The organism is Pseudomonas siliginis, from assembly GCF_024072275.1.
Taxonomy (GTDB): Bacteria; Pseudomonadota; Gammaproteobacteria; order Pseudomonadales; family Pseudomonadaceae; genus Aquipseudomonas; species Aquipseudomonas siliginis.
In genome coordinates, this window is the sequence record NZ_CP099598.1 from 4,515,100 (window position 1) to 4,539,230 (window position 24,131).

Genomic DNA, 24,131 nt, shown 5'->3' on the forward strand with positions numbered 1-24,131 from the left:
TTTACTCGATAGCCAACGGCAGTACGTCTCGTTATAGCCAATGCAATTGATTCGCATCTAACCATGCCGATCAGCACCTATAAAGATTCGTGCGACACGGAGCGCTATCGATGTCCTCACGCCTTACCCGCCAGACTTCCTCCCCTTCCCGCGTGCTGTCGCTGCTGACTGCGGCCATCCTCATGGCTGGCACCGCACCGCTGCTCGCCGCCGCCGCCGAGCAACCGACACGCAACATGGGCGATTACGCCTTCGCCATCGGCCAGCAACCGCTGGTTTCGGCACTGAATGCCTTCACCGCCGTGACCGGTTGGCAGGTCGGCTTGCCGGCAGAGCTGGGGCAGAACGTCTCGTCGCCGGGCGTGCGCGGTTCGCTGCCCCCGGAGAAAGCCCTCGAGCGCCTGTTGGTGGGGACCAACCTGAGCTTTCGCAAACTGAGCAACAACAATGTCGTGCTGGAAAAACGCAACAGCAGCGGCACGCTCAATCTCGATCAGGTGACCATCAGCGCCACTCGCCAGGAACAGTCGGTCAACAGCGTGCCCTCGACCGTCAGCGTGCAGGACCGCCAAGAGCTTGACCGCAACAACGTCAACACCATCAAGGATCTGGTGCGCTACGAACCGGGCGTTTCCGTTGGCGGTGCCGGCCAGCGCGGCGGCATCAGTGGCTACAACATTCGCGGTATCGACGGCGACCGCATCCTGACTCAAGTCGATGGCGTGGAGATCCCCAACGGCTTCTTCAACGGCCCCTACGCCAAAAGCCAGCGCAACTACGTCGACCCGGAAATCGTCAAACGCGTGGAAATCCTCCGTGGCCCGGCCTCGGTGCTGTACGGCAGCAACGCAATCGGCGGCGCGGTCAGCTATTACACGCTGGACGCCGACGACATCATCAAACCGGGCAAGGACGTCGGCGCGCGTCTGAAAAGCGGTTACAGCTCCGCCGACGACAGCTGGCTGAAATCCGCCACCGTCGCTGGCCGCAGCGGTGAGTTCGACGGCTTGCTGCATTACAGCCAGCGCGACGGTCACGAAACCGAGTCCTTCGGCGGCAACAACAGCACCGGTCTGGAACGCACCGCCGCCAACCCGGAAGACGTGCGCGCAACCAACGTTCTGGCCAAGCTCGGCTGGAACTACAACGACGATTCGCGCCTGGGCCTGACCTACGAAAAGTACAAGGATGATCGCGACACCGATCAGAAAAGCGCCTACGGCGGCCCTTATGCCAATGGTGCGCCGACCATCCCGAGCAGCATCCTGCCCGGCGGCATGTACCAATGGCGCACCGGCAACGACACCATCACTCGCGAGCGTTTCGGCATCGAACACGCGTTCGCCCTCGACAGCCTGCTGGCCGATAACGCCAAGTGGAGCCTCAATCACCAGATCGCCAAGACCGACCAGAGCACCGAAGAGTTGTACTACCCGATCACCCGTAAAGTGCAGCGTACCCGCGACACGCTCTACGAAGAAAAACAGTGGGTGTTCGACGCGCAACTGGACAAGGCTTTCGCCATCGGTGACACCGATCACCTGCTGACTTACGGCACCACGATCAAACAGCAGAAAGTCACCGGCTCACGCAGCGGCGACGGCACCTGTGTAGCCGTCGGTCGCGGCTGCACGGCGATTGGCGCGACGAGTCCGGCGGACGTACTGGCCAAGGCCTCTGATTTCCCCGATCCGACCATCAACACCTACAGCCTGTTTGCTCAGGATCAGATCAGCTGGAACGACTGGACCTTCCTGCCGGGCCTGCGCTACGACTACACCCAGCTCAAGCCGCACATCACTGAAGAGTTTCTCAACACCGTGAACGCCGACGGCCAGGGCACGGTCAGCGACAAAAACAAGACCTGGCACAAGGTGTCGCCGAAATTCGGCCTGACCTATGCACTGACGGACAACTACACCTGGTACGGCCAGTACGCCGAAGGCTTCCGCACGCCCACGGCAAAATCGCTGTACGGGCGTTTCGAGAACAATACGACCGGCTACACCGTAGCGCCCAACTCCGACCTCGAGCCGGAAAAGAGCAAAGGCTTCGAAACCGGCCTGCGCGGGAATTTCGAGCAGGGCTCGTTCGACGTCGCGGTGTTCTATAACAAGTACCGCGACTTCATCAACGAGGACGCGGTCAAGCCGGGCGACGATCAGTTGACCTTCCAGAGCAACAACATCAAGCGCGCCACCATCAAGGGTGCGGAAGTCAAAGGTCGCTTGAACCTGGATGCGTTCGGCGCGCCGCAAGGCCTGTATACCCAAGGCTCGATCGCCTACGCCTACGGTCGCAACAACGACAGCGGCGAGCCGATCAACAGCGTCAATCCGCTCACCGGCGTGTTCGGTCTCGGTTACGACCAGGACAACTATGGCGGTTTGCTGAGCTGGACCGTGGTGAAGAAAAAGGACCGCGTCGACGACAGCAACTTCAAGTCGCCGGACGGCGTCAGCAGTCAGTTCAAGACCCCGGGCTTCGGCATTCTCGATCTGGCCGGCTATTACAAGGTGACCGACGACGTCACCGTCAGCGGCGGCGTCTACAACCTGACCGACAAGAAGTACTGGCTGTGGGATGACGTGCGCGGTTACGACAGCGTCGGCGAAGCGTCGGTGACGCAACCGGCCAACCTTGATCGCCTGACCCAACCGGGGCGCAACTTCGCGATCAACCTGATCTGGGACATCTGATCCGCCCGGCCTCACTGCGCGAGTTCTCGCCGCGCAGTGAGGTTTTTTTACTGTCCGGCGCCCGCCCGTACGTCTTGTTATCAAGCGCCTCATCTATCAAGGACACCCCATGACTACCCCGGAAAAAACCCTGCGTTCGCAACGCCTGAACCAGATCACCCATGAGCCGCACAGCAAACTCGATGCGCTGGTCAAAGCCCACGCACCATTCGAAACCCGCGCCAGCTTCGCCCGTTTCGTCGTTGCGCAATACCTGTTCCAGGCGGAACTGGTCGAGCTGTACAACGATGCCGAACTGACTGCAATCGTCCCCGACCTGCCGGCCCGTTGCCGCGCCGAAGCGGCCAAGGCTGACCTTGCCGACCTCGACACCGAAGTCCCGGCGCCGGTGGCCGGCGCGCTGAAAAACCCGAGCAAGGCGCGGGCGCTGGGCTGGATCTTTGTTTCCGAGGGTTCCAAGCTCGGCGCGGCGTTCCTGATCAAGCGCGCGGTGGCGCTCGATCTGAGCGAAACCTTTGGTGCCCGGCATTTGGCTGAACCGCAAGGTGGCCGCGCCGAGGGCTGGAAAAGCTTCGTACGCACCCTCGATGCGTTGCCGTTCACGGCAGAGGAAGAGGCGGAAGTTGAGCAAGGTGCGCTGGATGCATTCAACCGCTTCACCGTGCTGCTGGAACGGGCTTATGCCATAGAAGCCGAAGTGGCCTGACGCAACTCTTATCACTTGTGGGAGCGAGCCTGCTCGCGAAGACGGCAGCACATTCAACATCAATGTGCCTGATCAACCGCTTTCGCGAGCAGGCTCGCTCCCACAGAGCTCACCACAAATCTGTAAGATCCCCGTTCCGCTTCAGAAGCCGCCGCTGAGCCCATGCCCGCACCCGCCCCATCAAAACTTGCCCGTCTGCTGTTCGGCCTGCTGGCCTATGTCAGCCTCGGCATTGGCCTGGTCGCCATCGTCGTGCCCGGTCTGCCGACCACCGAGTTCATCCTCCTTGCCGCGTGGGCCGCGACCCGCAGTTCGCCGCGCTTGAGTGCGTGGCTGGAGAATCATCGCCTGTTCGGGCCGATCCTCAGTAACTGGCGCAACGGCAGGGTGATCGCGCGCAAGGCCAAGATCAGCGCCACCGTCAGCATGCTGCTGTGCGCCACTTTGATGCTGGTACTGCTTGATCACGGCTGGCCGATCTATCTGGCGATTGCCGGCATGGCCATGGGCAACCTGTGGATCTGGTCGCGCCCGGAGACGCCCGCCGCGTTAGTGAAACATCCCTGTAATTAAAGCCTTTTCAGCACTTTCCCCTGCGCAAACGTTTAGCGGCGACCGTCCGTCGGCAAGTGCCTCATGCCGTCTCACTCGACGCCGATGAGCATTGAATGGCGCTGAATGGATTTGGCAAACCGGGCTCCCGGCCCAGCCACCTGTTTATTCCATTCGCGAGATCGCCCCATGTTCGACTCTCTTTCCATTCGCCTGAAAATCGTCCTGCTCTCCGGCATGTGCCTGCTCGGAGTGGTGGTGCTGATTGTCAGCATGAACATCTACCAGACCGACCAGAACGACGCGCTGGTCAGTCAATCCAGCAACCAGTTGCTCACCGCCAGCGTGCAGAACCTGTTGCAGGCCAAGGCCGCTGAGCAAGCGGTGCGGGTGCAGAAAACCTTTGGTGAAAGCCTGCTGGTGGTTACCGCCCTCGCCGACCAGATCAAGGATCTGCGGACGATGGCGGCCAAGCGTTCGCTCGAAGCCGGCGCTGTTCGTGAAGAGTTGAACCAGAGCCTGAAAACCGCCTTCGAGCGCAACGATAAAGTCCTCGGCATCTGGCTGGCCTTCGAACCCAACGGCCTCGACGGCAAGGACAGCGAATTCGCCAACGATGCCGCGCGGCAGTCCAACGAAGCCGGGCGCTTCGCCTCGTACTGGAGCCGTGCCGCCGGCGCCGCGCTGAATACGATAATGGTCGAGGACGACCTGACCAAGACCACCCTCAGCGTCAGCGGCACGCCGTACAACAGTTGGTACACCTGCCCTCGCGACAACAAACGCACCTGCCTGCTTGACCCGTATGCCGACACGGTCGGTGGCAAGGAAATGCTCATGACGACCATTTCCGTACCGCTGCTGGTGGATGGCAAAGCGATCGGTGTGGTCGGTGTCGACATCGCGCTCGACGCCCTGCAAGCCGCCGCCGTCGACTCGCAGCGCAGCCTGTTCAACAACGCCGGGCATATGCTGATCGTCTCCGGCAGCGGTGTGCTGGCGGCCGACAGTGCCGACGCGACGCGAGTGGGCAAAAAAATCAGCGACACCCTCGGCGCTGACGGCAAGGATGTATTGCAACTGGTCGGCAGCGGTACGGCAAAAATTCTCCAACAGGGCGAGCTGATTCGCGCGGTTTACCCGGTCGACCCGATCGGCAATTCGCGCGCCTGGGGCGTGGTCATCGATCTGCCCGAGCACGTGCTGCTGGCCGACTCGGTGAAACTGCAAGCGGTGCTGGATGACGCGCAACAAACCGGCGTCATCACTGCCCTGCTGGTGGCGGGCGTGGCCGGTCTGGTCGGCCTCCTGCTGATCTGGCTCACCGCCTCCGGCGTCACCCGTCCGATCAACAGCGTCGCCGACATGTTGAAGAACATTGCCAGCGGCGAAGGCGATCTGACCCAGCGCCTGAACTACAGCAAGAAAGACGAGCTGGGCGAACTGGTGAACTGGTTCAACCGCTTCCTCGACAAGCTTCAGCCGACCATCGCGCAGATCAAACAGAGCATCACCGAAGCCCGTGGCACGGCTGATCAGTCGTCGGAAATTGCCCGCCAGACCAGCGAAGGCATGCAGGTGCAGTTCCGCGAAATCGATCAGGTCGCCACCGCGTCCAACGAAATGAGCGCCACCGCCCACGACGTCGCCAACAGTGCCTCGAACGCGGCCAATGCGGCCAAGGGTGCCGATCAGTCCGCGAAGGACGGTATGGCGATCATCGAGCGCAGCACCCGCGACATCAATCAACTCGCCGATGAGGTCAGCAAAGCAGTGACCGAGGTCGAAGCGCTGGCAGTGAACAGCGAGCAGATCGGCTCGGTGCTGGAAGTAATCCGCAGCATCGCCGAACAAACCAACCTGCTGGCCCTCAACGCCGCCATCGAAGCCGCCCGCGCCGGCGAAAGCGGTCGCGGTTTTGCCGTGGTCGCCGACGAGGTGCGCAACCTCGCCAAGCGCACGCAGGATTCGGTGGAAGAAATCCGCATCGTCATCGAGCGCATCCAGACCGGCACCCGTGGCGTGGTCGCGACCATGCATTCGAGCCAGACCCAGGCGCACAACAATGCCGGGCAGATTCGTCAGGCCGTTGATGCGCTGGGCAAGATCAGCGACGCGGTGACGGTGATCAGCGACATGAACCTGCAGATCGCCAGTGCCGCCGAAGAACAGAGTGCCGTGGCCGAAGAGGTCAACCGCAACGTCTCGGCAATTCGCACCGTCACCGAAACCCTGACCGAGCAGGCCACCGAATCGGCAGCGATCAGCAGCCAGCTCAACAGCCTGGCGAGCCAGCAGATGAAATTGATGGATCAGTTCCGCGTGTAACGGCCCAGCATAAATCCCTGTGGGAGCGAGCCTGCTCGCGAAGCGGTCGTCATATCCAACATCCGTGTTGACTGACACGACGCCTTCGCGAGCAGGCTCGCTCCCACTGGGGAAACGGGTTCACATCCTGGTTTCATCTAAACCGCGATTCTTTTGCACTATCATCGCCCTCTCGTTCCGGAGGGCCTTCGATGACTGATCTGCTCACGTCCATCCAAACCGCACTCGGCCTGCCTCGCACGCCCATCCCCTTCAACGGTGAAGGCGCGTTGCCCTCGGCGTTCGCAGTCACTGAACTGGCCTGCGCCAGCATCGCCGTTGCCGGGCAAGCGCTCAGCGAATTGCTTCACCCGCAAACCGGGCACTTGCCTGCGGTTGCAGTCGACCGGCGCCTTGCCTCGTTCTGGTTCTCCACCTCGCTTCGCCCGATCGGCTGGCAGGTGCCGCCCTTATGGGATGCAATCGCCGGCGACTATGCGACCCGGGACGGCTGGATCCGTCTGCACACCAACGCCCCGCATCACCGCGCCGCCGCTGAACGCATCCTCGGTGCCTGCGCCGACCGCGCCGCAATGGCGGCGAAAGTCGCGCAATGGGACAGTGCGGATCTGGAACAAGCAGTGGTCGACGCCAAGGGCTGCGCCGCCGAGATGCGCAGTTGGACGCAGTGGCAGCAGCATCCGCAGGGGCTGGCGGTGAATGCTGAAGCGCTGGTGCAATTCATCGAGCAGACGGACGAGAAACGCACCGCCTGGCAAGGCTCGCTCGCACGACCGCTGGCCGGGATCAAGGTGCTCGACCTGACCCGCGTCCTCGCCGGCCCCAGCGCCAGCCGCTTTCTCGCAGGGCTGGGCGCCAACGTGCTGCGCATCGATCCACCGAGCTGGAACGAACCCGGCGTCGTTCCGGAAATGACTGTCGGCAAGCGCTGTGCGCGGCTGGATCTGCAAGTGCCAGCGGATCGCGCAGTGTTCGAAGGTTTATTGCAAGACGCCGACATCTTGCTCCACGGCTATCGCGCCGATGCGCTGGAACATCTGGGGTTGGGTATTGAACGCCGAAGGCAACTGGCACCGGGGCTGATCGACGTCTGCCTCAACGCCTACGGCTGGAGCGGCCCCTGGCAGAACCGCCGGGGCTTCGACAGCCTGGTGCAGATGAGCAGCGGCATTGCCGAGGCCGGACAGCGCTGGAAGCACAGTGATAAACCGACGCCACTGCCGGTGCAGGCGCTGGATCATGCGACCGGGTATCTGATGGCGGCGAGTGCAATAAGGCTGCTGACTGAACGACTGGCCAGCGGTCGCGGGGGTTCGGCGCGGTTGTCGCTGGCGCGTACGGCGAAACTGTTGGTCGAGCATGGGCCGGGGATGCTTGATCCGCTGCGGGCTGAAGACGCACTGGATCAGGATCCGGCGATTGAACACACCGCGTGGGGACCGGCGCGGAGGTTGCGCGTGCCGCTGCAGATCAGCGGGACGGCGATGCGGTGGAATTGGCCGGCGACGGAGTTGGGCTCGCATCCTCCGTGTTGGCCATGAGAAGCCCCTCACCCTAGCCCTCTCCCAGAGGGAGAGGGGACTGATTGGGGGATATTGGAGAGTTACGCCGACGTGCAAGATTTTCGTCGAATCCATAATCGACTCGATCGCTCAGGTCGATGTATAGCGCCAGACACCTCGGTCGGTCCCCTCTCCCAGAGGGAGAGGGGACTGATTGGGGGATATTGGACAGTTACGCCGACGTGCAAGATTTTCGTCGAATCCATAATCGACTCGATCGCTCAGGTCGATGTATAGCGCCAGACACCTCGGTCGGTCCCCTCTCCCAGAGGGAGAGGGGACTGATTGGGGGATATTGGAGAGTTACGCCGACGTGAAAGATTTTCGTCGAATCCATAATCAACTCGATCGCTCAGGTCGACGTATAGCGCCAGACACCTCGGTCGGTCCCCTCTCCCTCTGGGAGAGGGCTAGGGTGAGGGGCTGCTTTTCAGATCACAACGACAACACCCCGCTATACAACCCATACGCCGCCAGCCCCGCCCCGATCACCACGCAAGCAAAAATCCCCTTTTCCACCGTAGTGAAAACCGGTTGCCCCTGTTCACGCTTGGCCTTGGCAAACAGAATCACCCCCGGCGCATACAGCAGCGCCGACAGCAGCAGATACTTCACCCCACCGGCATACAACAGCCACACCGCGTAAACCAGTGCGATGCCGCCGATCAGCAGATCCTTTGTACGTTCCGCCGAGGCGTGTTCGTAGGTTTCGCCGCGCCCGCTGAGCAGCACCGCGTAGGCCGCCGACCACAAATACGGCACCAGAATCATCGACGAGGCCAGGTAAATCAGACTGGTGTAAGTACCCGCCGAGAACAATGTGATCAGCAGGAAAATCTGAATCATCACATTGGTCAGCCACAGCGCGTTGACCGGCACGTGGTTCTTGTTTTCCTTCTTCAGGAACGCCGGCATGGTTTTGTCTTTGGCCGTGGCGAAGAGGATTTCCGCGCACAGCAAGGCCCATGACAACAACGCGCCCAACAGCGAAATCGCCAGTCCGATGCTGATCAGCAACGCACCCCACGGCCCGACGATGTGCTCGAGCACCGCTGCCAGTGATGGGTTTTGCAGATTGGCCAGTTCCGGTTGACTCATGATCCCCAGCGACAGCACGTTGACCAGCACCAGCAGCGCCAGCACGCCGAGAAAACCGATCACCGTGGCGCGGCCGACGTCGCTGCGTTTTTCTGCGCGAGCCGAATAGACGCTGGCGCCTTCGATGCCGATGAACACGAACACGGTGACCAGCATCATGTTGCGCACCTGATCCATCACCCCGCCGAAGTTCGGGTTGCTGCGGCCCCATATGTCGCGGGTGAAGATGTCAGCCTTGAATGCCACGGCAGCGATGACGATGAACATGATCAACGGCACGACCTTGGCCACAGTGGTCAACTGGTTGATCAGCGCTGCCTCCTTGATCCCGCGCATCACCAGAAAATGCACCGCCCACAACAGCACCGAAGCGCAGCCGATGGCGATCGGCGTGTTGCCCTGGCCGAATACCGGAAAGAAATAACCGAGGGTGCTGAACAGCAACACAAAATAGCCGACGTTGCCCAGCCAGGCGCTGATCCAGTAACCCCACGCCGACGAAAAGCCCATGTAGTCGCCGAACCCGGCCTTGGCGTAGGCGTAGACGCCCGAGTCCAGCTCCGGCTTGCGATTGGCCAGGGTCTGAAAGACGAAGGCCAGCGTCAGCATGCCGATCGCGGTGATGCCCCAGCCGATCAGGATCGCCCCGGCATCGGCGCGCGCCGCCATGTTTTGCGGCAACGAGAAAATCCCCCCGCCGATCATCGACCCCACCACCAGCGCGATCAACGCACCAAGGCGCAGCTTTTGCGTCGGTTGCGACATGCAGATCTCCTTGAAAGAGCCGTTGTTGTTTATTTGTAACAACTGCCGACTAAAAGCCTAAGGGTAGATGACGTTTATCAGGTAATGGCCAATTTCGCACCGTTATATATAGCCGACCACGATAACGCTTAGCACGTTAAGTCAGTTTTGTGCGCCAATCTTGATTATTCAATTCTGTACTGAAAACAGATGACGGACATTTGCCAAACGCGGAAAAGCAACTAGCGTCATAGTTCGAAAGCATTAATTGCTATTCCCAATTGCGTAAGCGAAACGGCTCTGGGACGGGCCTTCCAGAGCACAGTGTTATGCCCGCAACGGGTGGATAAGTCATTCATTAACAATGGAATGTGGCCATGCACTGATCCAAGTCAGCTATTCGAACAGACAACGGTACTAGGCTGTGAGCTCTCCTTTCCTGCAATGGAGTCATGCAAATGTCTGAAGCGCCCGGAAAACTAAGACTCGGTGCACTGGTTGCACTGGTAGTCGGTTCAATGATTGGCGGCGGGATATTTTCGTTGCCACAAAACATGGCCGCCAGCGCCGACGTCGGTGCAGTGCTGATCGGCTGGGCCATCACCGCAGTCGGCATGCTCACCCTCGCATTTGTCTTTCAGACCCTCGCCAATCGCAAGCCTGATCTGGACGGCGGAGTCTACGCCTACGCCAAGGCCGGATTCGGCGACTACATGGGTTTCTCATCGGCCTGGGGCTACTGGATCAGCGCCTGGCTGGGCAACGTCGGTTACTTCGTTCTGCTGTTCAGCACCCTCGGCTATTTCTTTCCGATCTTCGGCGAAGGCAATACCCCGGCGGCGGTGATCGGCGCGTCCTTGCTGCTGTGGGGTGTGCATTTCCTGGTGTTGCGCGGGATCAAGGAAGCGGCGTTCATCAACCTGGTGACCACCGTCGCCAAGGTCGTACCGCTGCTGCTGTTCGTGTTGATCGCAGTCTTCGCGTTCAGACTGGACATCTTCACCGCCGACATCTGGGGCGTGAAAAACCCTGACCTGGGCAGTGTGATGAACCAGGTGCGCAACATGATGCTGGTCACCGTCTGGGTGTTCATCGGCATCGAAGGCGCGAGCATCTTCTCCGCCCGCGCCGAGAAGCGCTCGGATGTCGGCAAGGCCACCGTGATCGGCTTCATCACCGTGCTGCTGTTTCTGGTGCTGGTGAACGTGCTGTCGCTGGGCATCATGACCCAGCCGGAACTGGCGAAACTGCAGAACCCGTCGATGGCCGCCGTGCTTGAGCATGTGGTCGGTCACTGGGGGGCGGTGCTGATCAGCGTCGGCCTGATCATCTCGTTGCTCGGGGCGTTGCTGTCGTGGGTGCTGCTGTGTGCCGAGATCATGTTCGCCGCCGCCAAAGACCACACCATGCCGGAGTTTCTGCGCAAGGAAAACGCCAACCATGTGCCGGTCAACGCCCTGTGGCTGACCAACGCGATGGTGCAGGTGTTCCTGATCATCACCCTGTTCTCGGCCAGCACTTACCTGTCACTGATCTACCTCGCCACCTCGATGATTCTGGTGCCGTACCTGTGGTCAGCGGCCTATGCCCTGCTGCTGGCGGTGCGCGGCGAGAGCTACGAAGGCTTTGCCGCCGAGCGGCGCAAGGATCTGATCATCGGCGGTATCGCCCTGATCTACGCGGTGTGGTTGTTGTACGCCGGCGGGGTCAAGTACCTGCTGCTGTCGGCCCTGCTCTACGCGCCCGGCGCGATCCTGTTCGCCAAGGCCAAGCTGGAACTCAAACAACCGGTTTTCACCAACGTCGAGAAGCTGATTTTCGCCGCAGTGGTCGTGGGCGCCGTGGTGGCGGCCTATGGTCTCTACGATGGCTTCCTGACGCTGTAACCCCTGATTGAATTGTCATCTGGAGGAACACAGAAATGACCACGGAAAAAGTGAAGTACGGCGTCCACTCCGAAGCCGGGAAACTGCGTAAAGTCATGGTTTGCTCCCCAGGTCTGGCCCATCAGCGGCTGACCCCGAACAACTGCGATGAACTGCTGTTCGATGACGTGCTGTGGGTGGCGCAGGCCAAGCGCGATCACTTCGACTTCGTCACCAAGATGCGCGAGCGCGGCATCGACGTGGTGGAAATGCACAACCTGCTGACCGACATCGTTGCCATCCCCGAAGCGCTGGACTGGATTCTTGAGCGCAAAGTCACTGCCGACTCGGTGGGCCTGGGCCTGATCAGCGAAGTGAAATCCTGGCTGAAAAGCCTCGAGCCACGCCACATCGCCGAATTCCTGATTGGCGGCGTGTCGGCCGATGATCTGCCGGACAGCTTCGGTGGCAAGACCATCCAGATGTTCCGCGACTTCCTCGGCCACTCCAGCTTCATCCTGCCGCCGCTGCCCAATACCCAGTTCACCCGTGACACTACCTGCTGGATCTACGGTGGCGTGACGCTGAACCCGATGTACTGGCCGGCGCGCCGTCAGGAAACCCTGCTGACCACCGCCATCTATAAATTCCATCCGCAATTCACCAACGCCGAATTCGAGATCTGGTACGGCGACCCGGACAAGGACCACGGCAACTCCACCCTTGAGGGCGGCGACGTCATGCCGATCGGCAACGGCGTGGTGCTGATCGGCATGGGCGAGCGTTCATCGCGGCAGGCCATCGGCCAACTGGCGCTGAACCTGTTCAACAACAAAGCGGTGGAAAAAGTCATCGTCGCCGGCCTGCCGAAGTCCCGCGCCGCAATGCACCTGGACACCGTGTTCAGCTTCTGCGACCGCGACCTGGTGACGATCTTCCCGGAAGTGGTCAACCAGATCGTCGCCTTCACCCTGCGTCCTGACGAAAGCAAACAGGGCGGCATCGACATCCGCCGCGAAGAAGGCAGCTTCCTCGACACCGTCGCTGCGGCGCTGAACCTGCCGAAACTGCGCGTGGTGGAAACCGGCGGCAACAGCTTCGCCGCCGAACGCGAGCAATGGGACGACGGCAACAACGTGGTGGCGATGGAACCGGGCGTGGTCATCGGCTACGACCGCAACACCTACACCAACACCCTGCTGCGCAAGGCTGGCGTGGAGGTCATCACCATCAGCGCCGGCGAACTCGGCCGAGGCCGTGGCGGCGGCCACTGCATGACCTGCCCGATCATCCGCGACCCGATCGACTACTAATCTTTGAGCCTTCGCCGCGACTTATCCAGCGCGGCCAAGGGGATAACCGAAACCCAAGGAGATCCATCATGGCGTTTAACATTCACAACCGTAATTTGCTGAGCCTGGAACACCACACCCCTCGCGAATTGCGTTACTTGCTCGACCTGTCTCGCGATCTGAAACGTGCGAAGTACACCGGCACCGAGCAACAGCATCTGAAGGGCAATAACATCGCCCTGATCTTCGAGAAAACTTCGACCCGCACCCGTTGCGCCTTCGAAGTGGCGGCCTATGACCAAGGCGCCAACGTCACTTACATCGACCCGAACTCCTCGCAGATCGGCCACAAGGAAAGCATGAAGGACACCGCCCGCGTGCTCGGGCGCATGTATGACGCCATCGAGTACCGTGGCTTCAAACAGGAAATCGTCGAGGAGCTGGCCAAGTTCGCCGGCGTGCCGGTGTTCAACGGCCTGACCGATGAATATCACCCGACCCAGATGATCGCCGACGTGCTGACCATGCGTGAGCACGCCGACAAGCCGATCCATGAAATCAGCTACGCCTACCTGGGTGACGCGCGCAACAACATGGGCAACTCGCTGCTGCTGATCGGCGCCAAGCTCGGCATGGACGTGCGCATCTGCGCGCCGAAAGCACTGTGGCCACTGGACGATCTGGTGGCGCGCTGCAAAAAATACGGTGAGGAAAGCGGCGCACGCATCACCCTCACCGAAGATCCGAAAGAAGCGGTCAAAGGCGTGGACTTCATTCACACCGATGTCTGGGTATCGATGGGTGAACCGGTGGAAGCCTGGGCCGAGCGCATTCAGCAACTGCTGCCGTATCAGGTCAACGCCGAGCTGATGAAGGCCACCGGCAACCCGCGTACCAAGTTCATGCACTGCCTGCCGGCGTTCCACAACAGCGACACCAAGGTCGGCAAACAGATCGCCGAACAATATCCGCACCTGAAAAACGGTATTGAAGTGACCGATGACGTGTTCGAGTCGCCGGCCTGCATCGCCTTCGAGCAAGCGGAAAACCGCATGCACACGATCAAGGCGATTCTGGTTTCGACCCTGGCTGATCTCTGACGCCACAGCGCTCCCACTGAAGGAACCGGAAACCCAATGTGGGAGCGAGCCTGCTCGCGAAAGCGGTGGGTCATTCAACAGCGATGTCGACTGATCTGACGCGTTCGCGAGCAGGCTCGCTCCCACAGGGATATCGGTTCCAGCAGGGAGATCGAGTCGTTTGTCATTCCTCTGCTTAGAAGGATTGCACCATGCGTATCGTCGTAGCCCTGGGCGGTAACGCCCTGCTCCGCCGTGGTGAGCCGATGACCGCTGACAACCAGCGCGCCAACATCCGCATCGCCACCGAGCAAATCGCCAAGATCCATCCCGGCAACCAACTGGTCATCGCCCACGGCAATGGCCCGCAAGTCGGCCTGCTGTCGCTGCAAGCGGCGGCCTACACCTCCGTCACCCCCTACCCGCTGGACGTGCTCGGTGCCGAAACCGAAGGCATGATCGGCTACATCATCGAACAGGAACTGGGCAATCTGCTCGACTTCGAAGTGCCGTTCGCCACCCTGCTGACCCAGGTTGAAGTCGACGCCAACGACCCGGCTTTCAAGAAGCCGAGCAAGCCGATCGGCCCGGTCTACGAGAAAGCCGAAGCGGACAAACTCGCCGCCGAAAAAGGCTGGGCGATTGCCCCGGATGGCGACAAATTCCGCCGCGTCGTAGCCAGTCCAAGGCCGAAACGGATCTTCGAAATCCGCCCGATCAAGTGGCTGCTGGACAAGGGCAGCATCGTCATTTGCGCTGGTGGCGGCGGCATTCCGACCATGTATGACGAAAACCGTAACCTCAAGGGTATCGAGGCGGTGATCGACAAGGATCTGTGCTCGTCGTTGCTCGCCGAGCAACTGGAAGCCGACCTGCTGGTGATCGCCACCGACGTCAACGCAGCGTTCATCGACTACGGCAAGCCGACGCAGAAAGCCATCGCCGAAGCCCACCCCGACGAACTCGAACGCCTTGGTTTCGCCGCCGGCTCGATGGGGCCGAAGGTGCAGGCAGCCTGCGAATTCGCGCGCCATACTGGCAAGGTCGCGGTGATCGGTTCGCTGGCCGATATCGAAGCCATCGTCCAGGGCACCGCCGGTACGCGGGTCAGCACGGCGAAGCCGGGGATCAGCTACCGATAACAATAAACGCCGGGGCAGGCTCAAGACCTGCTCCGCTTCCATGCCTTGAAAGGAGTAGCTCAATGGCCCAGTTCGAACCTGGTCATCTGCACATCGAGCGGCACGCGTTGACCGACGATGACGTCAATTACAACGTGCATCTGGACTATGAAGTGTTCACCGACCCACAGAAAGGCAAGGGGATTCAGTTCACCCTGCACGGCAGCATGCAGGGCAAGGACATGAAGGAGGCGTTTTTCCTGCCCAAGGAAGAGGCCTACAACTTCGCCCGCGATGTCACGCGGATCGCCGAGAAGTACGGCATCCCCAAGACCCACAGCCAGATCGGCTCGGTGCACAAGCATTACGATCTGATGTTTGAAGACATTCGGCAGAAGTTGAATATGCAGTCGGGGGATCCGGTGAACCTCGAGCATTTCGAATAAAAATCAAAAGCCCCTCACCCTAGCCCTCTCCCGGAGGGAGAGGGAACCGATTGGGGGATGCTGCAGCATTGCGTCGACCTGATCCTGCATCACTGAATCCATAATCGCCCGGTACTTTCAGGTCGATGCATAACCCCAGACACCTCGGTCGGCTCCCTCTCCCTCCGGGAGAGGGCTGGGGTGAGGGGGCTTTTGATTTAAGGCATACTTGCCCCCCTCCGCACTACAGATCACTGAACCGCCCCCATGCGTATCCACGTCAGCTTCATCGACCGCGTCGGCATCACCCAGGAAGTCCTGGCTATCCTCGGTGGGCGCAATCTCAATCTGGATGCGGTGGAGATGATCCCGCCGAACGTCTACATCGACGCGCCGACCCTCAGCCCGCAAGTGCTCGAAGAACTCAAAGATGCGCTGTTTCGCGTGCTCGGCGTGGAAGCGGTGACCGTGGTCGATATCCTCCCCGGCCAGCGCCGGCACTTGCAGCTAGATGCCCTGCTCGCGGCGATGACCGACCCGGTGCTGGCCCTCGACAGCGCCGGCAAGGTGCTGCTGGCCAACCCGGCGTTGATTGCCCTGTACGGTCGCGAACCGGCCGGTGAAAGCGTCTCGGCGCTGTTCAATGATCCCGGCCTGCTCGATACCCTGCTGGAAAACGGCTTTCGCCTGCCGCTGCGCGAGATCACCGTCAACGGCCAGACCCTGCTGCTCGACGCCACGCCGATCACAGACGCCGGCGCCCTGCTGACCCTGTATCAACCGAACCGCATCGGCGAACAACTCTCGGCACTGCACCACGATCACGCCGAAGGCTTCGACGCGCTGCTCGGCGAGTCTCCGGCGATCCGCACACTCAAGGCCCGCGCGCAACGCGTCGCCGCCCTTGATGCACCGTTGTTGATTCAAGGCGAAACCGGTACCGGTAAAGAACTCGTCGCCCGCGCTTGCCATGCCATCAGTGCACGGCACAGCGCTCCGTTTCTCGCCCTCAACTGCGCGGCGCTGCCGGAGAACCTCGCCGAGAGCGAACTGTTCGGCTACGCCCCCGGCGCCTTCACCGGTGCGGCGCGTGGCGGTAAGCCGGGGCTGATGGAACTGGCCAACCAGGGCACGGTGTTCCTTGATGAGATCGGCGAGATGTCGCCGTACTTGCAGGCCAAATTGCTGCGCTTTCTCAACGATGGCAGCTTTCGTCGGGTGGGCGGTGATCGTGAAGTGAAGGTCAATGTGCGCATCCTCAGCGCTACCCACCGCGATCTGGAAAAAATGGTCAGCGAAGGCTTGTTCCGCGAAGACCTGTTCTATCGCCTCAATGTGCTCAACGTCGAAGTGCCGCCGCTGCGTGAACGCGGTCAAGACATTTTGCTGCTGGCTCGCTACTTCATGCAGCAGGCCTGTGCGCAGATCCAGCGCCCGGTCTGCCGCCTGGCGCCCGGCACTTATCCGGCGCTGCTCGGCAATCGCTGGCCGGGCAACGTGCGGCAACTGCAGAACGTGATTTTCCGCGCGGCAGCGATTTGCGAGAGCAGCCTTGTCGATATCGGCGACCTCGACATCGCCGGCACCTCCGTCGCGCGCCAGAGCGACACTGAGGTGGAAAGTCTCGAACAAGCGGTCGAATCGTTCGAAAGGGCGCTGCTGGAAAAGCTTTACGTCAGCTATCCCTCGACCCGGCAACTGGCGAGCCGCTTGCAAACCTCGCACACCGCCATCGCCCATCGCCTGCGCAAATACGGCATTCCCAATAAACCCTGACTCACCGCGCATCCCTATTGCAGGAAATTCCCCATGTGGGAGCGAGCCTGCTCGCGAAAGCGGTCTATCAGCGAAATAGCTGGCGCCTGACACACCGTCTTCGCGAGCAGGCTCGCTCCCACAAGGTTTTATGGCGGATTCAAAATCCGTTCAAAAACGACCTCTATCTGTACCGAAAGCGCTACAGCGGAACGATATCGCTACACCCGCCTGTGACCAGCGCTGCGCAACGCTTTGATCCGATTAAGCTTTTCTCCTCGCCCCAAGCTGTAGCGATTTCGCTACAGGCGCAACCTGCCGACACCCACCTAAAAACTCCAAGCCATTGATTTATATAGATAAATCAACCTTGGCCGCATTCTTGCTACCTGCCTCCTCATGTATTAAGGGCTTCCCCGCCCCAAGCTTTCCACCGCGTCCACCAGACGAGTCTGGCCCCTGAGGAGTTTCCATGAGCGAGTTGCGTTTTACTGAAGATCACGAATGGCTGCGCACCGAAGCCGACGGCAGTGTCACTGTCGGCATCACCGCATTCGCGCAGAACGCCTTGGGCGACGTGGTGTTCGTGCAACTGCCTGAGCTGCAGGCTTACGAAAAAGGCGCTGAAGCCGCCACCGTGGAATCGGTGAAAGCCGCCAGCGGCGTGTACATGCCGCTCGATGGCGACGTGCTGGAAGTCAACTCGGCGCTGGAAAACGCCCCGGAACTGGTCAACGAAGATCCGCTGGGCGAAGGCTGGTTCTTCCGCTTCCAGCCAAGCGACGCCGCCGCTGTCGGCGAACTGCTCGATCAGGACGCCTATGACCGCCTGATCAAAGCCCAAGCCGAAGCCTGAGGAATTACCCCATGACCGCCATCAATCTCGGCACCGCCAACGAATTCATCGCCCGTCACATCGGCCCGCGCGCCGGTGACGAGCAAGCCATGCTCAACAGCCTCGGCTTCGATTCCCTCGAAGCGCTGAGCGCCAGCGTCATCCCGGAAAGCATCAAGGGCACCAGCGTGCTGGGCATGGACGACGGCCTCAGCGAGGCCGACGCCCTGGCGATGATCAAATCCATCGCTGGCAAAAACCAACTGTTCAAAACCTACATCGGCCAGGGCTACTACAACTGCCACACGCCGTCGCCGATCCTGCGCAACCTGCTGGAAAATCCGGCCTGGTACACCGCTTACACCCCATACCAGCCAGAAATTTCCCAGGGCCGTCTCGAAGCGTTGCTGAACTTCCAGACCATGATCAGCGACCTCACCGGCCTGCCGATCGCCAACGCCTCGCTGCTCGACGAAGCCACCGCCGCTGCCGAAGCCATGACCTTCTGCAAACGCCTGAGCAAGAACAAGGGCAGCCACCAGTTCTTCGCCTCGATCCACAGCCATCCACAGACCCTCGACGTGCTGCGCACCCGTGCCGAGCCGCTCGGTATTGACGTGGTCGTGGGCGATGAGCGCGAACTGACTGACGTCACGCCGTTCTTCGGCGCGCTGCTGCAATACCCGGCGAGCAACGGTGATGTGTTCGACTACCGCGAGCTGACCGAGCGCTTCCACGCCGCCAACGCTTTGGTCGCTGTCGCCGCTGATTTGCTGGCCCTGACGCTGCTGACCGCACCGGGCGAATTCGGTGCCGACGTTGCCATCGGTTCGGCGCAACGCTTCGGCGTGCCGCTGGGCTTCGGTGGCCCGCACGCCGCTTACTTCTCCACCAAAGATGCGTTCAAGCGCGACATGCCCGGCCGTCTGGTCGGTGTCTCGGTTGACCGTTTCGGCAAGCCGGCCCTGCGTCTGGCGATGCAGACCCGCGAGCAGCACATCCGCCGTGAAAAGGCCACCTCGAACATCTGTACCGCCCAAGTGCTGCTGGCCAACATCGCCAGCATGTACGCCGTCTACCACGGTCCGAAAGGACTGACCCAGATCGCCAACCGCGTGCATCACCTGACCGCGATTCTGGCCAAGGGCCTGACCGCGCTGGGCGCTCAAGTCGAACAAGCCAGTTTCTTCGACACCCTGACCATTGCTACCGACGCAGACACCGCTGCGCTGCACGACAAGGCGCACGCTGCGCAGATCAACCTGCGTGTGATCGACGCTCAGCGTCTGGGCCTGTCGGTCGACGAAACCACCACTCAGGCTGATATCGAAACCCTGTGGGGCCTGTTCGCCGACGGCAAGACCCTGCCGGACTTCGCTGCGCTGGCCGCCTCGGTGCAGAGCACCATCCCCGCTGTGCTGGTGCGCCAGTCGCCGATCCTCAGCCACCCGGTGTTCAACCGCTATCACTCGGAAACCGAGCTGATGCGCTACCTGCGCAAACTGGCGGACAAAGACCTGGCGCTGGATCGCACGATGATCCCGCTGGGCTCGTGCACCATGAAACTCAACGCCGCCAGTGAAATGATCCCGGTGACCTGGGCCGAATTCGGTGCACTGCACCCGTTCGCCCCGGCCGCACAAAGCGCCGGTTACCAGCAACTGACCGATGAGCTGGAAGCGATGCTCTGCGCCGCCACCGGTTACGACTCGATCTCGCTGCAACCGAACGCCGGTTCGCAAGGTGAATACGCAGGTCTCCTGGCGATCCGCGCCTACCACCAGAGCCGTGGCGATGAGCGCCGCGACATCTGCCTGATCCCGTCGTCGGCCCACGGCACCAACCCGGCCACCGCGCAAATGGCTGGTATGCGTGTGGTCGTCACCGCGTGCGATGCCCGTGGCAACGTCGACATTGAAGACCTGCGCGCCAAAGCCATCGAGCACCGCGAACACCTCGCCGCGCTGATGATCACCTACCCGTCGACCCACGGCGTGTTCGAAGAAGGCATTCGCGAGATCTGCGCGATCATTCACGACAACGGCGGCCAGGTGTACATCGACGGCGCCAACATGAACGCCATGGTCGGCCTCTGCGCACCGGGCAAGTTCGGCGGCGACGTTTCGCACCTCAACCTGCACAAAACCTTCTGCATCCCGCACGGCGGTGGCGGCCCGGGCGTTGGCCCGATCGGCGTCAAATCGCACCTGACCCCGTTCCTGCCGGGCCACGGCCAGATGGAACGCAAGGAAGGCGCGGTCTGCGCGGCACCGTTCGGCAGCGCAAGTATTTTGCCGATCACCTGGATGTACATCCGCATGATGGGTGGCGCGGGTCTGAAGCGCGCTTCGCAACTGGCGATCCTCAATGCCAACTACATTTCCCGCCGCCTCGAAGAGCATTACCCAGTGCTGTACACCGGCAGCAACGGCCTGGTGGCGCACGAGTGCATCCTCGATCTGCGTCCGCTCAAAGACAGCAGCGGCATCAGCGTCGATGACGTCGCCAAACGCCTGATCGACTTCGGTTTCCACGCGCCGACCATGTCGTTCCCGGTCGCCGGCACATTGATGATCGAGCCGACCGAAAGCGAATCCAGGGAAGAACTGGACCGCTTCTGCGACGCCATGATCCGCATCCGCGAAGAAATCCGCGCAGTGGAAAACGGCACCCTGGACAAGGAAGACAACCCACTGAAAAACGCCCCGCACACCGCAGCGGAACTGGTCGGCGAATGGACCCACCCATACAGCCGCGAGCAAGCGGTGTACCCGGTCGCGTCGCTGATCGAAGGCAAATACTGGCCGCCGGTCGGCCGCGTCGACAACGTCTTCGGCGATCGCAACCTGGTCTGCGCCTGCCCGTCGATCGAAAGCTATGCTTAATGGAATGAGGGGCTGAATATCGGCCCCGATTTCAGCAACACCCTAGATCCTCCTGTGGGAGCGAGCCTGCTCGCGAAGGCGCCATTTCAGCCAGCGTAAATGGTGGCTGATCCGACGCTTTCGCGAGCAGGCTCGCTCCCACAAGGGATCTGCACCGATCTCAAAAACTGCGCCAATCCCTATAACAAGAAACCGGAGAACCACTCATGTCGTTAAGCGTGTTCGACCTGTTCAAGATTGGCATCGGTCCCTCCAGTTCCCACACCGTCGGCCCGATGCGCGCGGCTGCGCGCTTTGCCGAGGGCTTACGCCGTGAAAACCTGCTGACCAGCACCGCCAGCGTGCGTGTCGAGCTGTACGGTTCGCTCGGTGCTACCGGCAAAGGTCACGGCAGCGATAAAGCCGTGCTGCTCGGCCTTGAAGGCGAGCACCCGGACACAGTCGACACCGAAACCGTCGCCGCGCGCCTGCAGGAAATTCGCGGCAACGGCCGCTTGAACCTGCTCGGCGAACACTGCATTGCGTTCAACGAGAAAGAACATCTGGCAATGATCCGCAAACCGTTGGCCTATCACCCCAACGGCATGATCTTTCGCGCCTTCGATGCGGCGGGGATTCAGATCCGCAGTCGCGAGTACTACTCGGTTGGCGGTGGTTTTGTTGTCGATGAAGATGCAGCCGGTGCCGATCGCATCGTCGAAGACGCCACGCCACTGACCTTCCCCTTCAAAAGCGCCAAGGATTTGCTTGGCCATTGCGCTACGTACGGGCTGTCGATCAGCCAGGTGATGCTCACCAATGAAAGCGCCTGGCGCCCGGAAGCCGAAACCCGTGCCGGCCTGCTGAAAATCTGGCAAGTGATGCAGGACTGCGTCGCTGCTGGCTGTCGTAACGAAGGTATCTTGCCGGGCGGTTTGAAGGTCAAACGCCGGGCGGCGGCGCTGCATCGGCAATTGTGCAAGAACCCGGAATCGGCCCTGCGCGATCCGTTGTCGGTGCTCGACTGGGTCAATCTTTATGCACTGGCGGTCAACGAAGAAAACGCCAATGGCGGACGCGTGGTCACTGCGCCCACCAATGGCGCGGCGGGGATCATTCCGGCGGTGCTGCATTACTACATGCGTTTTATCCCCGGGGCGAATGACGACGGTGTCGTGCGTTTTCTGCTGACCGCTGCCGCAATCGGCATTCTTTACAAGGAAAACGCTTCGATCTCCGGCGCCGAAGTCGGTTGTCAGGGTGAAGTCGGTGTGGCCTGTTCAATGGCGGCCGGCGCTCTGTGCGAAGTGCTCGGCGGCAGCGTGCAGCAAGTCGAGAACGCCGCGGAAATCGGCATGGAACACAACCTCGGTTTGACCTGCGACCCGATCGGCGGCCTGGTACAAGTCCCGTGCATCGAGCGCAATGCGATGGGTTCGGTGAAAGCCATCAATGCCGTGCGCATGGCCATGCGTGGCGACGGCCAGCATTTCGTCTCCCTCGACAAAGTCATCCGCACCATGCGCCAGACCGGCGCCGACATGAAAAGCAAATACAAGGAAACCGCCCGCGGCGGCCTGGCGGTCAACATTATCGAATGCTGATTACGAACTCAGCCAAACGTAACTAGCTCCCTCTCCCTCCGGGAGAGGGCTGGGGTGAGGGGCTCTTGATCTTGCCTCTCACCCGCAACCCAAATTCAAAGGAGCCACGCATGTCCACCGAACAACTCTCGAAAACCCCGCTGCACGCACTGCACCTCGAACTCGGCGCGCGCATGGTGCCGTTCGCCGGCTACGACATGCCCGTGCAATACCCGCTCGGGGTGATGAAAGAACACCAGCACACCCGCGAACAGGCGGGGCTGTTCGACGTCTCGCACATGGGCCAGATTCGTCTGACCGGTGCCAATGCGGCCAAAGCCCTGGAAACCCTGGTGCCGGTGGACATCATCGACCTGCCGGTGGGCATGCAGCGTTATGCGATGTTCACCAACGAAAGCGGCGGCATCCTCGATGACCTGATGGTTGCCAATCTGGGCAATGACGAGTTGTTCCTGGTGGTCAACGCCGCGTGCAAGGATCAGGATCTCGCGCATCTGCAAAAACACATCGGCGATCAGTGCACCATTACGGCGCTGTTCGAAGAGCGCGCCCTGCTCGCCCTGCAAGGTCCGGCAGCCGTCACGGTGCTGGCGCGTCTTGCGCCGGACGTGACGAAGATGACCTTCATGCAGTTCAACCGTGTGTCGTTGCTGGGCGTGGACTGCTTTGTCAGCCGTTCGGGCTACACCGGTGAAGACGGTTTCGAAATCTCTGTACCGGCCGCCGACGCGGAAAAACTCGCCCGCGCCCTGCTCGCCGAACCAGAGGTCCAGGCCATCGGCCTCGGCGCCCGTGATTCGCTGCGTCTGGAAGCCGGCCTGTGCCTGTACGGCCACGACATGAACACCGAGACCACACCCATTGAAGCCAGCCTGCTTTGGGCGATCTCCAAGCCACGCCGCGCCGACGGCGCACGGGCCGGCGGTTTCCCGGGCGCCGAGCAGATCTTCGCGCAACAACAGAACGGCGTCGCACGCAAACGCGTCGGCCTGCTGCCACAGGAGCGCACCCCGGTACGTGAAGGCGCAGACATCGTCAACGAGGCCGGCGAGACCATCGGCAGCGTCTGCAGCGGCGGCTTTGGTCCGACCTTGGGCGGCCCATTGGCGATGGGTTACCTCGACAGCGCCTACGTCACGATCGATACACCTGTGTGGGCCATCGTCCGTGGGAAAAAGGTGCAAATGCTTGTAAGCAAAATGCCATTTGTTCCACAACGCTACTATCGCGGTTGATCGACTGTTTCTATAAGTAACGCGATTGCGTTATGCGTGCACTAATGTGTAACGCAATCGCCATAAAACAGTGCGTTTTTTAACATCTGTTTCGAATATGAACGTGGCTTATAACGACTGCAAAAAACTGAACCAGACAATCGTCTAAGACTGCTCTAGTGAACTGACTAATTGCCGCGAAGAGCAGTAAAACCGGGGCCTTCGCAGGGCTTGTTTTTTCTCCCGTAGTTGGCGTAGAGTTTGTCCACTGTGTTTGCATGGGTCAGCTTGGAATCGTGACCTGGGCAGTAGCCTACAAGTTAGCTACATCCCGCTCGACGTCTTCTTACTCCTTGCAACCAGCTCCAGTACTCTTTCATGTGAAAGA

The 24,131-nt window shown here is 61.0% G+C and carries 15 protein-coding genes and 2 pseudogenes; 16 read left to right on the top strand and 1 reads right to left on the bottom strand.

Annotation, left to right across the window (positions count from 1 at the left end):
• Positions 1 to 110: 110 nt before the first annotated feature.
• From NF676_RS20780 to NF676_RS20800, 6 genes and pseudogenes are all read left to right on the top strand, one after another.
• Positions 111 to 2,699 carry a TonB-dependent receptor gene (locus NF676_RS20780; protein WP_252886695.1) on the top strand — a complete coding sequence of 863 codons (2,589 nt, stop codon included), beginning with the start codon at positions 111 to 113 and terminating at the stop codon, positions 2,697 to 2,699.
• A 109-nt stretch (positions 2,700 to 2,808) separates the two neighbouring features.
• Positions 2,809 to 3,405 carry a biliverdin-producing heme oxygenase gene (locus NF676_RS20785; protein ID WP_252886696.1) on the top strand — a complete coding sequence of 199 codons (597 nt, stop codon included), beginning with the start codon at positions 2,809 to 2,811 and terminating at the stop codon, positions 3,403 to 3,405.
• 162 nt (positions 3,406 to 3,567) lie between these two features.
• Positions 3,568 to 3,978: a YbaN family protein gene (locus NF676_RS20790; RefSeq protein ID WP_252886697.1), complete on the top strand. Its 411-nt coding sequence runs from the start codon at positions 3,568 to 3,570 to the stop codon at positions 3,976 to 3,978.
• 441 nt (positions 3,979 to 4,419) lie between these two features.
• A pseudogene (locus tag NF676_RS27850) lies at positions 4,420 to 5,379 on the top strand (methyl-accepting chemotaxis protein); the annotation flags it as partial.
• A 378-nt stretch (positions 5,380 to 5,757) separates the two neighbouring features.
• Positions 5,758 to 6,285: pseudogene (locus tag NF676_RS27855) on the top strand (methyl-accepting chemotaxis protein); the annotation flags it as partial.
• A 191-nt stretch (positions 6,286 to 6,476) separates the two neighbouring features.
• The gene (locus NF676_RS20800) at positions 6,477 to 7,826 is read left to right on the top strand and encodes a CoA transferase (RefSeq protein WP_252886699.1); all 1,350 of its coding nucleotides are present in this window, start codon (positions 6,477 to 6,479) and stop codon (positions 7,824 to 7,826) included.
• Positions 7,827 to 8,282: 456 nt separating this feature from the next.
• Here the strand turns inward: NF676_RS20800 and arcD (NF676_RS20805) are convergent, their stop codons facing one another.
• Positions 8,283 to 9,710: an arginine-ornithine antiporter gene (gene arcD, locus NF676_RS20805; protein WP_076563934.1), complete on the bottom strand. Its 1,428-nt coding sequence runs from the start codon at positions 9,708 to 9,710 to the stop codon at positions 8,283 to 8,285.
• Between the two features lie 437 nt (positions 9,711 to 10,147).
• Here arcD (NF676_RS20805) and arcD (NF676_RS20810) point away from each other — a divergent pair, with 437 nt between their 5' ends.
• The 10 genes from arcD (NF676_RS20810) to gcvT all read left to right on the top strand — a co-directional run bounded on the left by arcD (NF676_RS20810) (position 10,148) and on the right by gcvT (position 23,764).
• A complete protein-coding gene (gene arcD / locus NF676_RS20810) occupies positions 10,148 to 11,575 on the top strand; it encodes an arginine-ornithine antiporter (RefSeq protein WP_016773517.1) in 1,428 nt (475 codons plus the stop codon).
• 35 nt (positions 11,576 to 11,610) lie between these two features.
• Complete coding sequence (gene arcA, locus NF676_RS20815; RefSeq protein WP_016773516.1) at positions 11,611 to 12,867, top strand: arginine deiminase; 1,257 nt, start codon at positions 11,611 to 11,613, stop codon at positions 12,865 to 12,867.
• A 68-nt stretch (positions 12,868 to 12,935) separates the two neighbouring features.
• Positions 12,936 to 13,946: an ornithine carbamoyltransferase gene (locus NF676_RS20820; protein ID WP_041479782.1), complete on the top strand. Its 1,011-nt coding sequence runs from the start codon at positions 12,936 to 12,938 to the stop codon at positions 13,944 to 13,946.
• Positions 13,947 to 14,137: 191 nt separating this feature from the next.
• Entirely contained in the window at positions 14,138 to 15,067 is a 930-nt protein-coding gene (arcC, locus tag NF676_RS20825) for a carbamate kinase (protein WP_252886700.1), read from the top strand.
• A 62-nt stretch (positions 15,068 to 15,129) separates the two neighbouring features.
• Positions 15,130 to 15,492: a DUF5064 family protein gene (locus NF676_RS20830; protein ID WP_041479784.1), complete on the top strand. Its 363-nt coding sequence runs from the start codon at positions 15,130 to 15,132 to the stop codon at positions 15,490 to 15,492.
• A 246-nt stretch (positions 15,493 to 15,738) separates the two neighbouring features.
• Positions 15,739 to 17,247, top strand: coding sequence for a transcriptional regulator GcsR (gene gcsR, locus NF676_RS20835; RefSeq protein ID WP_150637481.1), 1,509 nt, complete (start codon positions 15,739 to 15,741; stop codon positions 17,245 to 17,247).
• A 451-nt stretch (positions 17,248 to 17,698) separates the two neighbouring features.
• The gene (gene gcvH / locus NF676_RS20840) at positions 17,699 to 18,082 is read left to right on the top strand and encodes a glycine cleavage system protein GcvH (RefSeq protein ID WP_252886701.1); all 384 of its coding nucleotides are present in this window, start codon (positions 17,699 to 17,701) and stop codon (positions 18,080 to 18,082) included.
• A gap of 11 nt (positions 18,083 to 18,093) precedes the next feature.
• A complete protein-coding gene (gene gcvP, locus NF676_RS20845; RefSeq protein ID WP_252886702.1) occupies positions 18,094 to 20,946 on the top strand; it encodes an aminomethyl-transferring glycine dehydrogenase in 2,853 nt (950 codons plus the stop codon).
• 206 nt (positions 20,947 to 21,152) lie between these two features.
• Entirely contained in the window at positions 21,153 to 22,529 is a 1,377-nt protein-coding gene (locus NF676_RS20850) for an L-serine ammonia-lyase (protein WP_252878771.1), read from the top strand.
• Between the two features lie 110 nt (positions 22,530 to 22,639).
• The gene (gene gcvT / locus NF676_RS20855; RefSeq protein WP_252876787.1) at positions 22,640 to 23,764 is read left to right on the top strand and encodes a glycine cleavage system aminomethyltransferase GcvT; all 1,125 of its coding nucleotides are present in this window, start codon (positions 22,640 to 22,642) and stop codon (positions 23,762 to 23,764) included.
• Positions 23,765 to 24,131 lie beyond the last annotated feature (367 nt).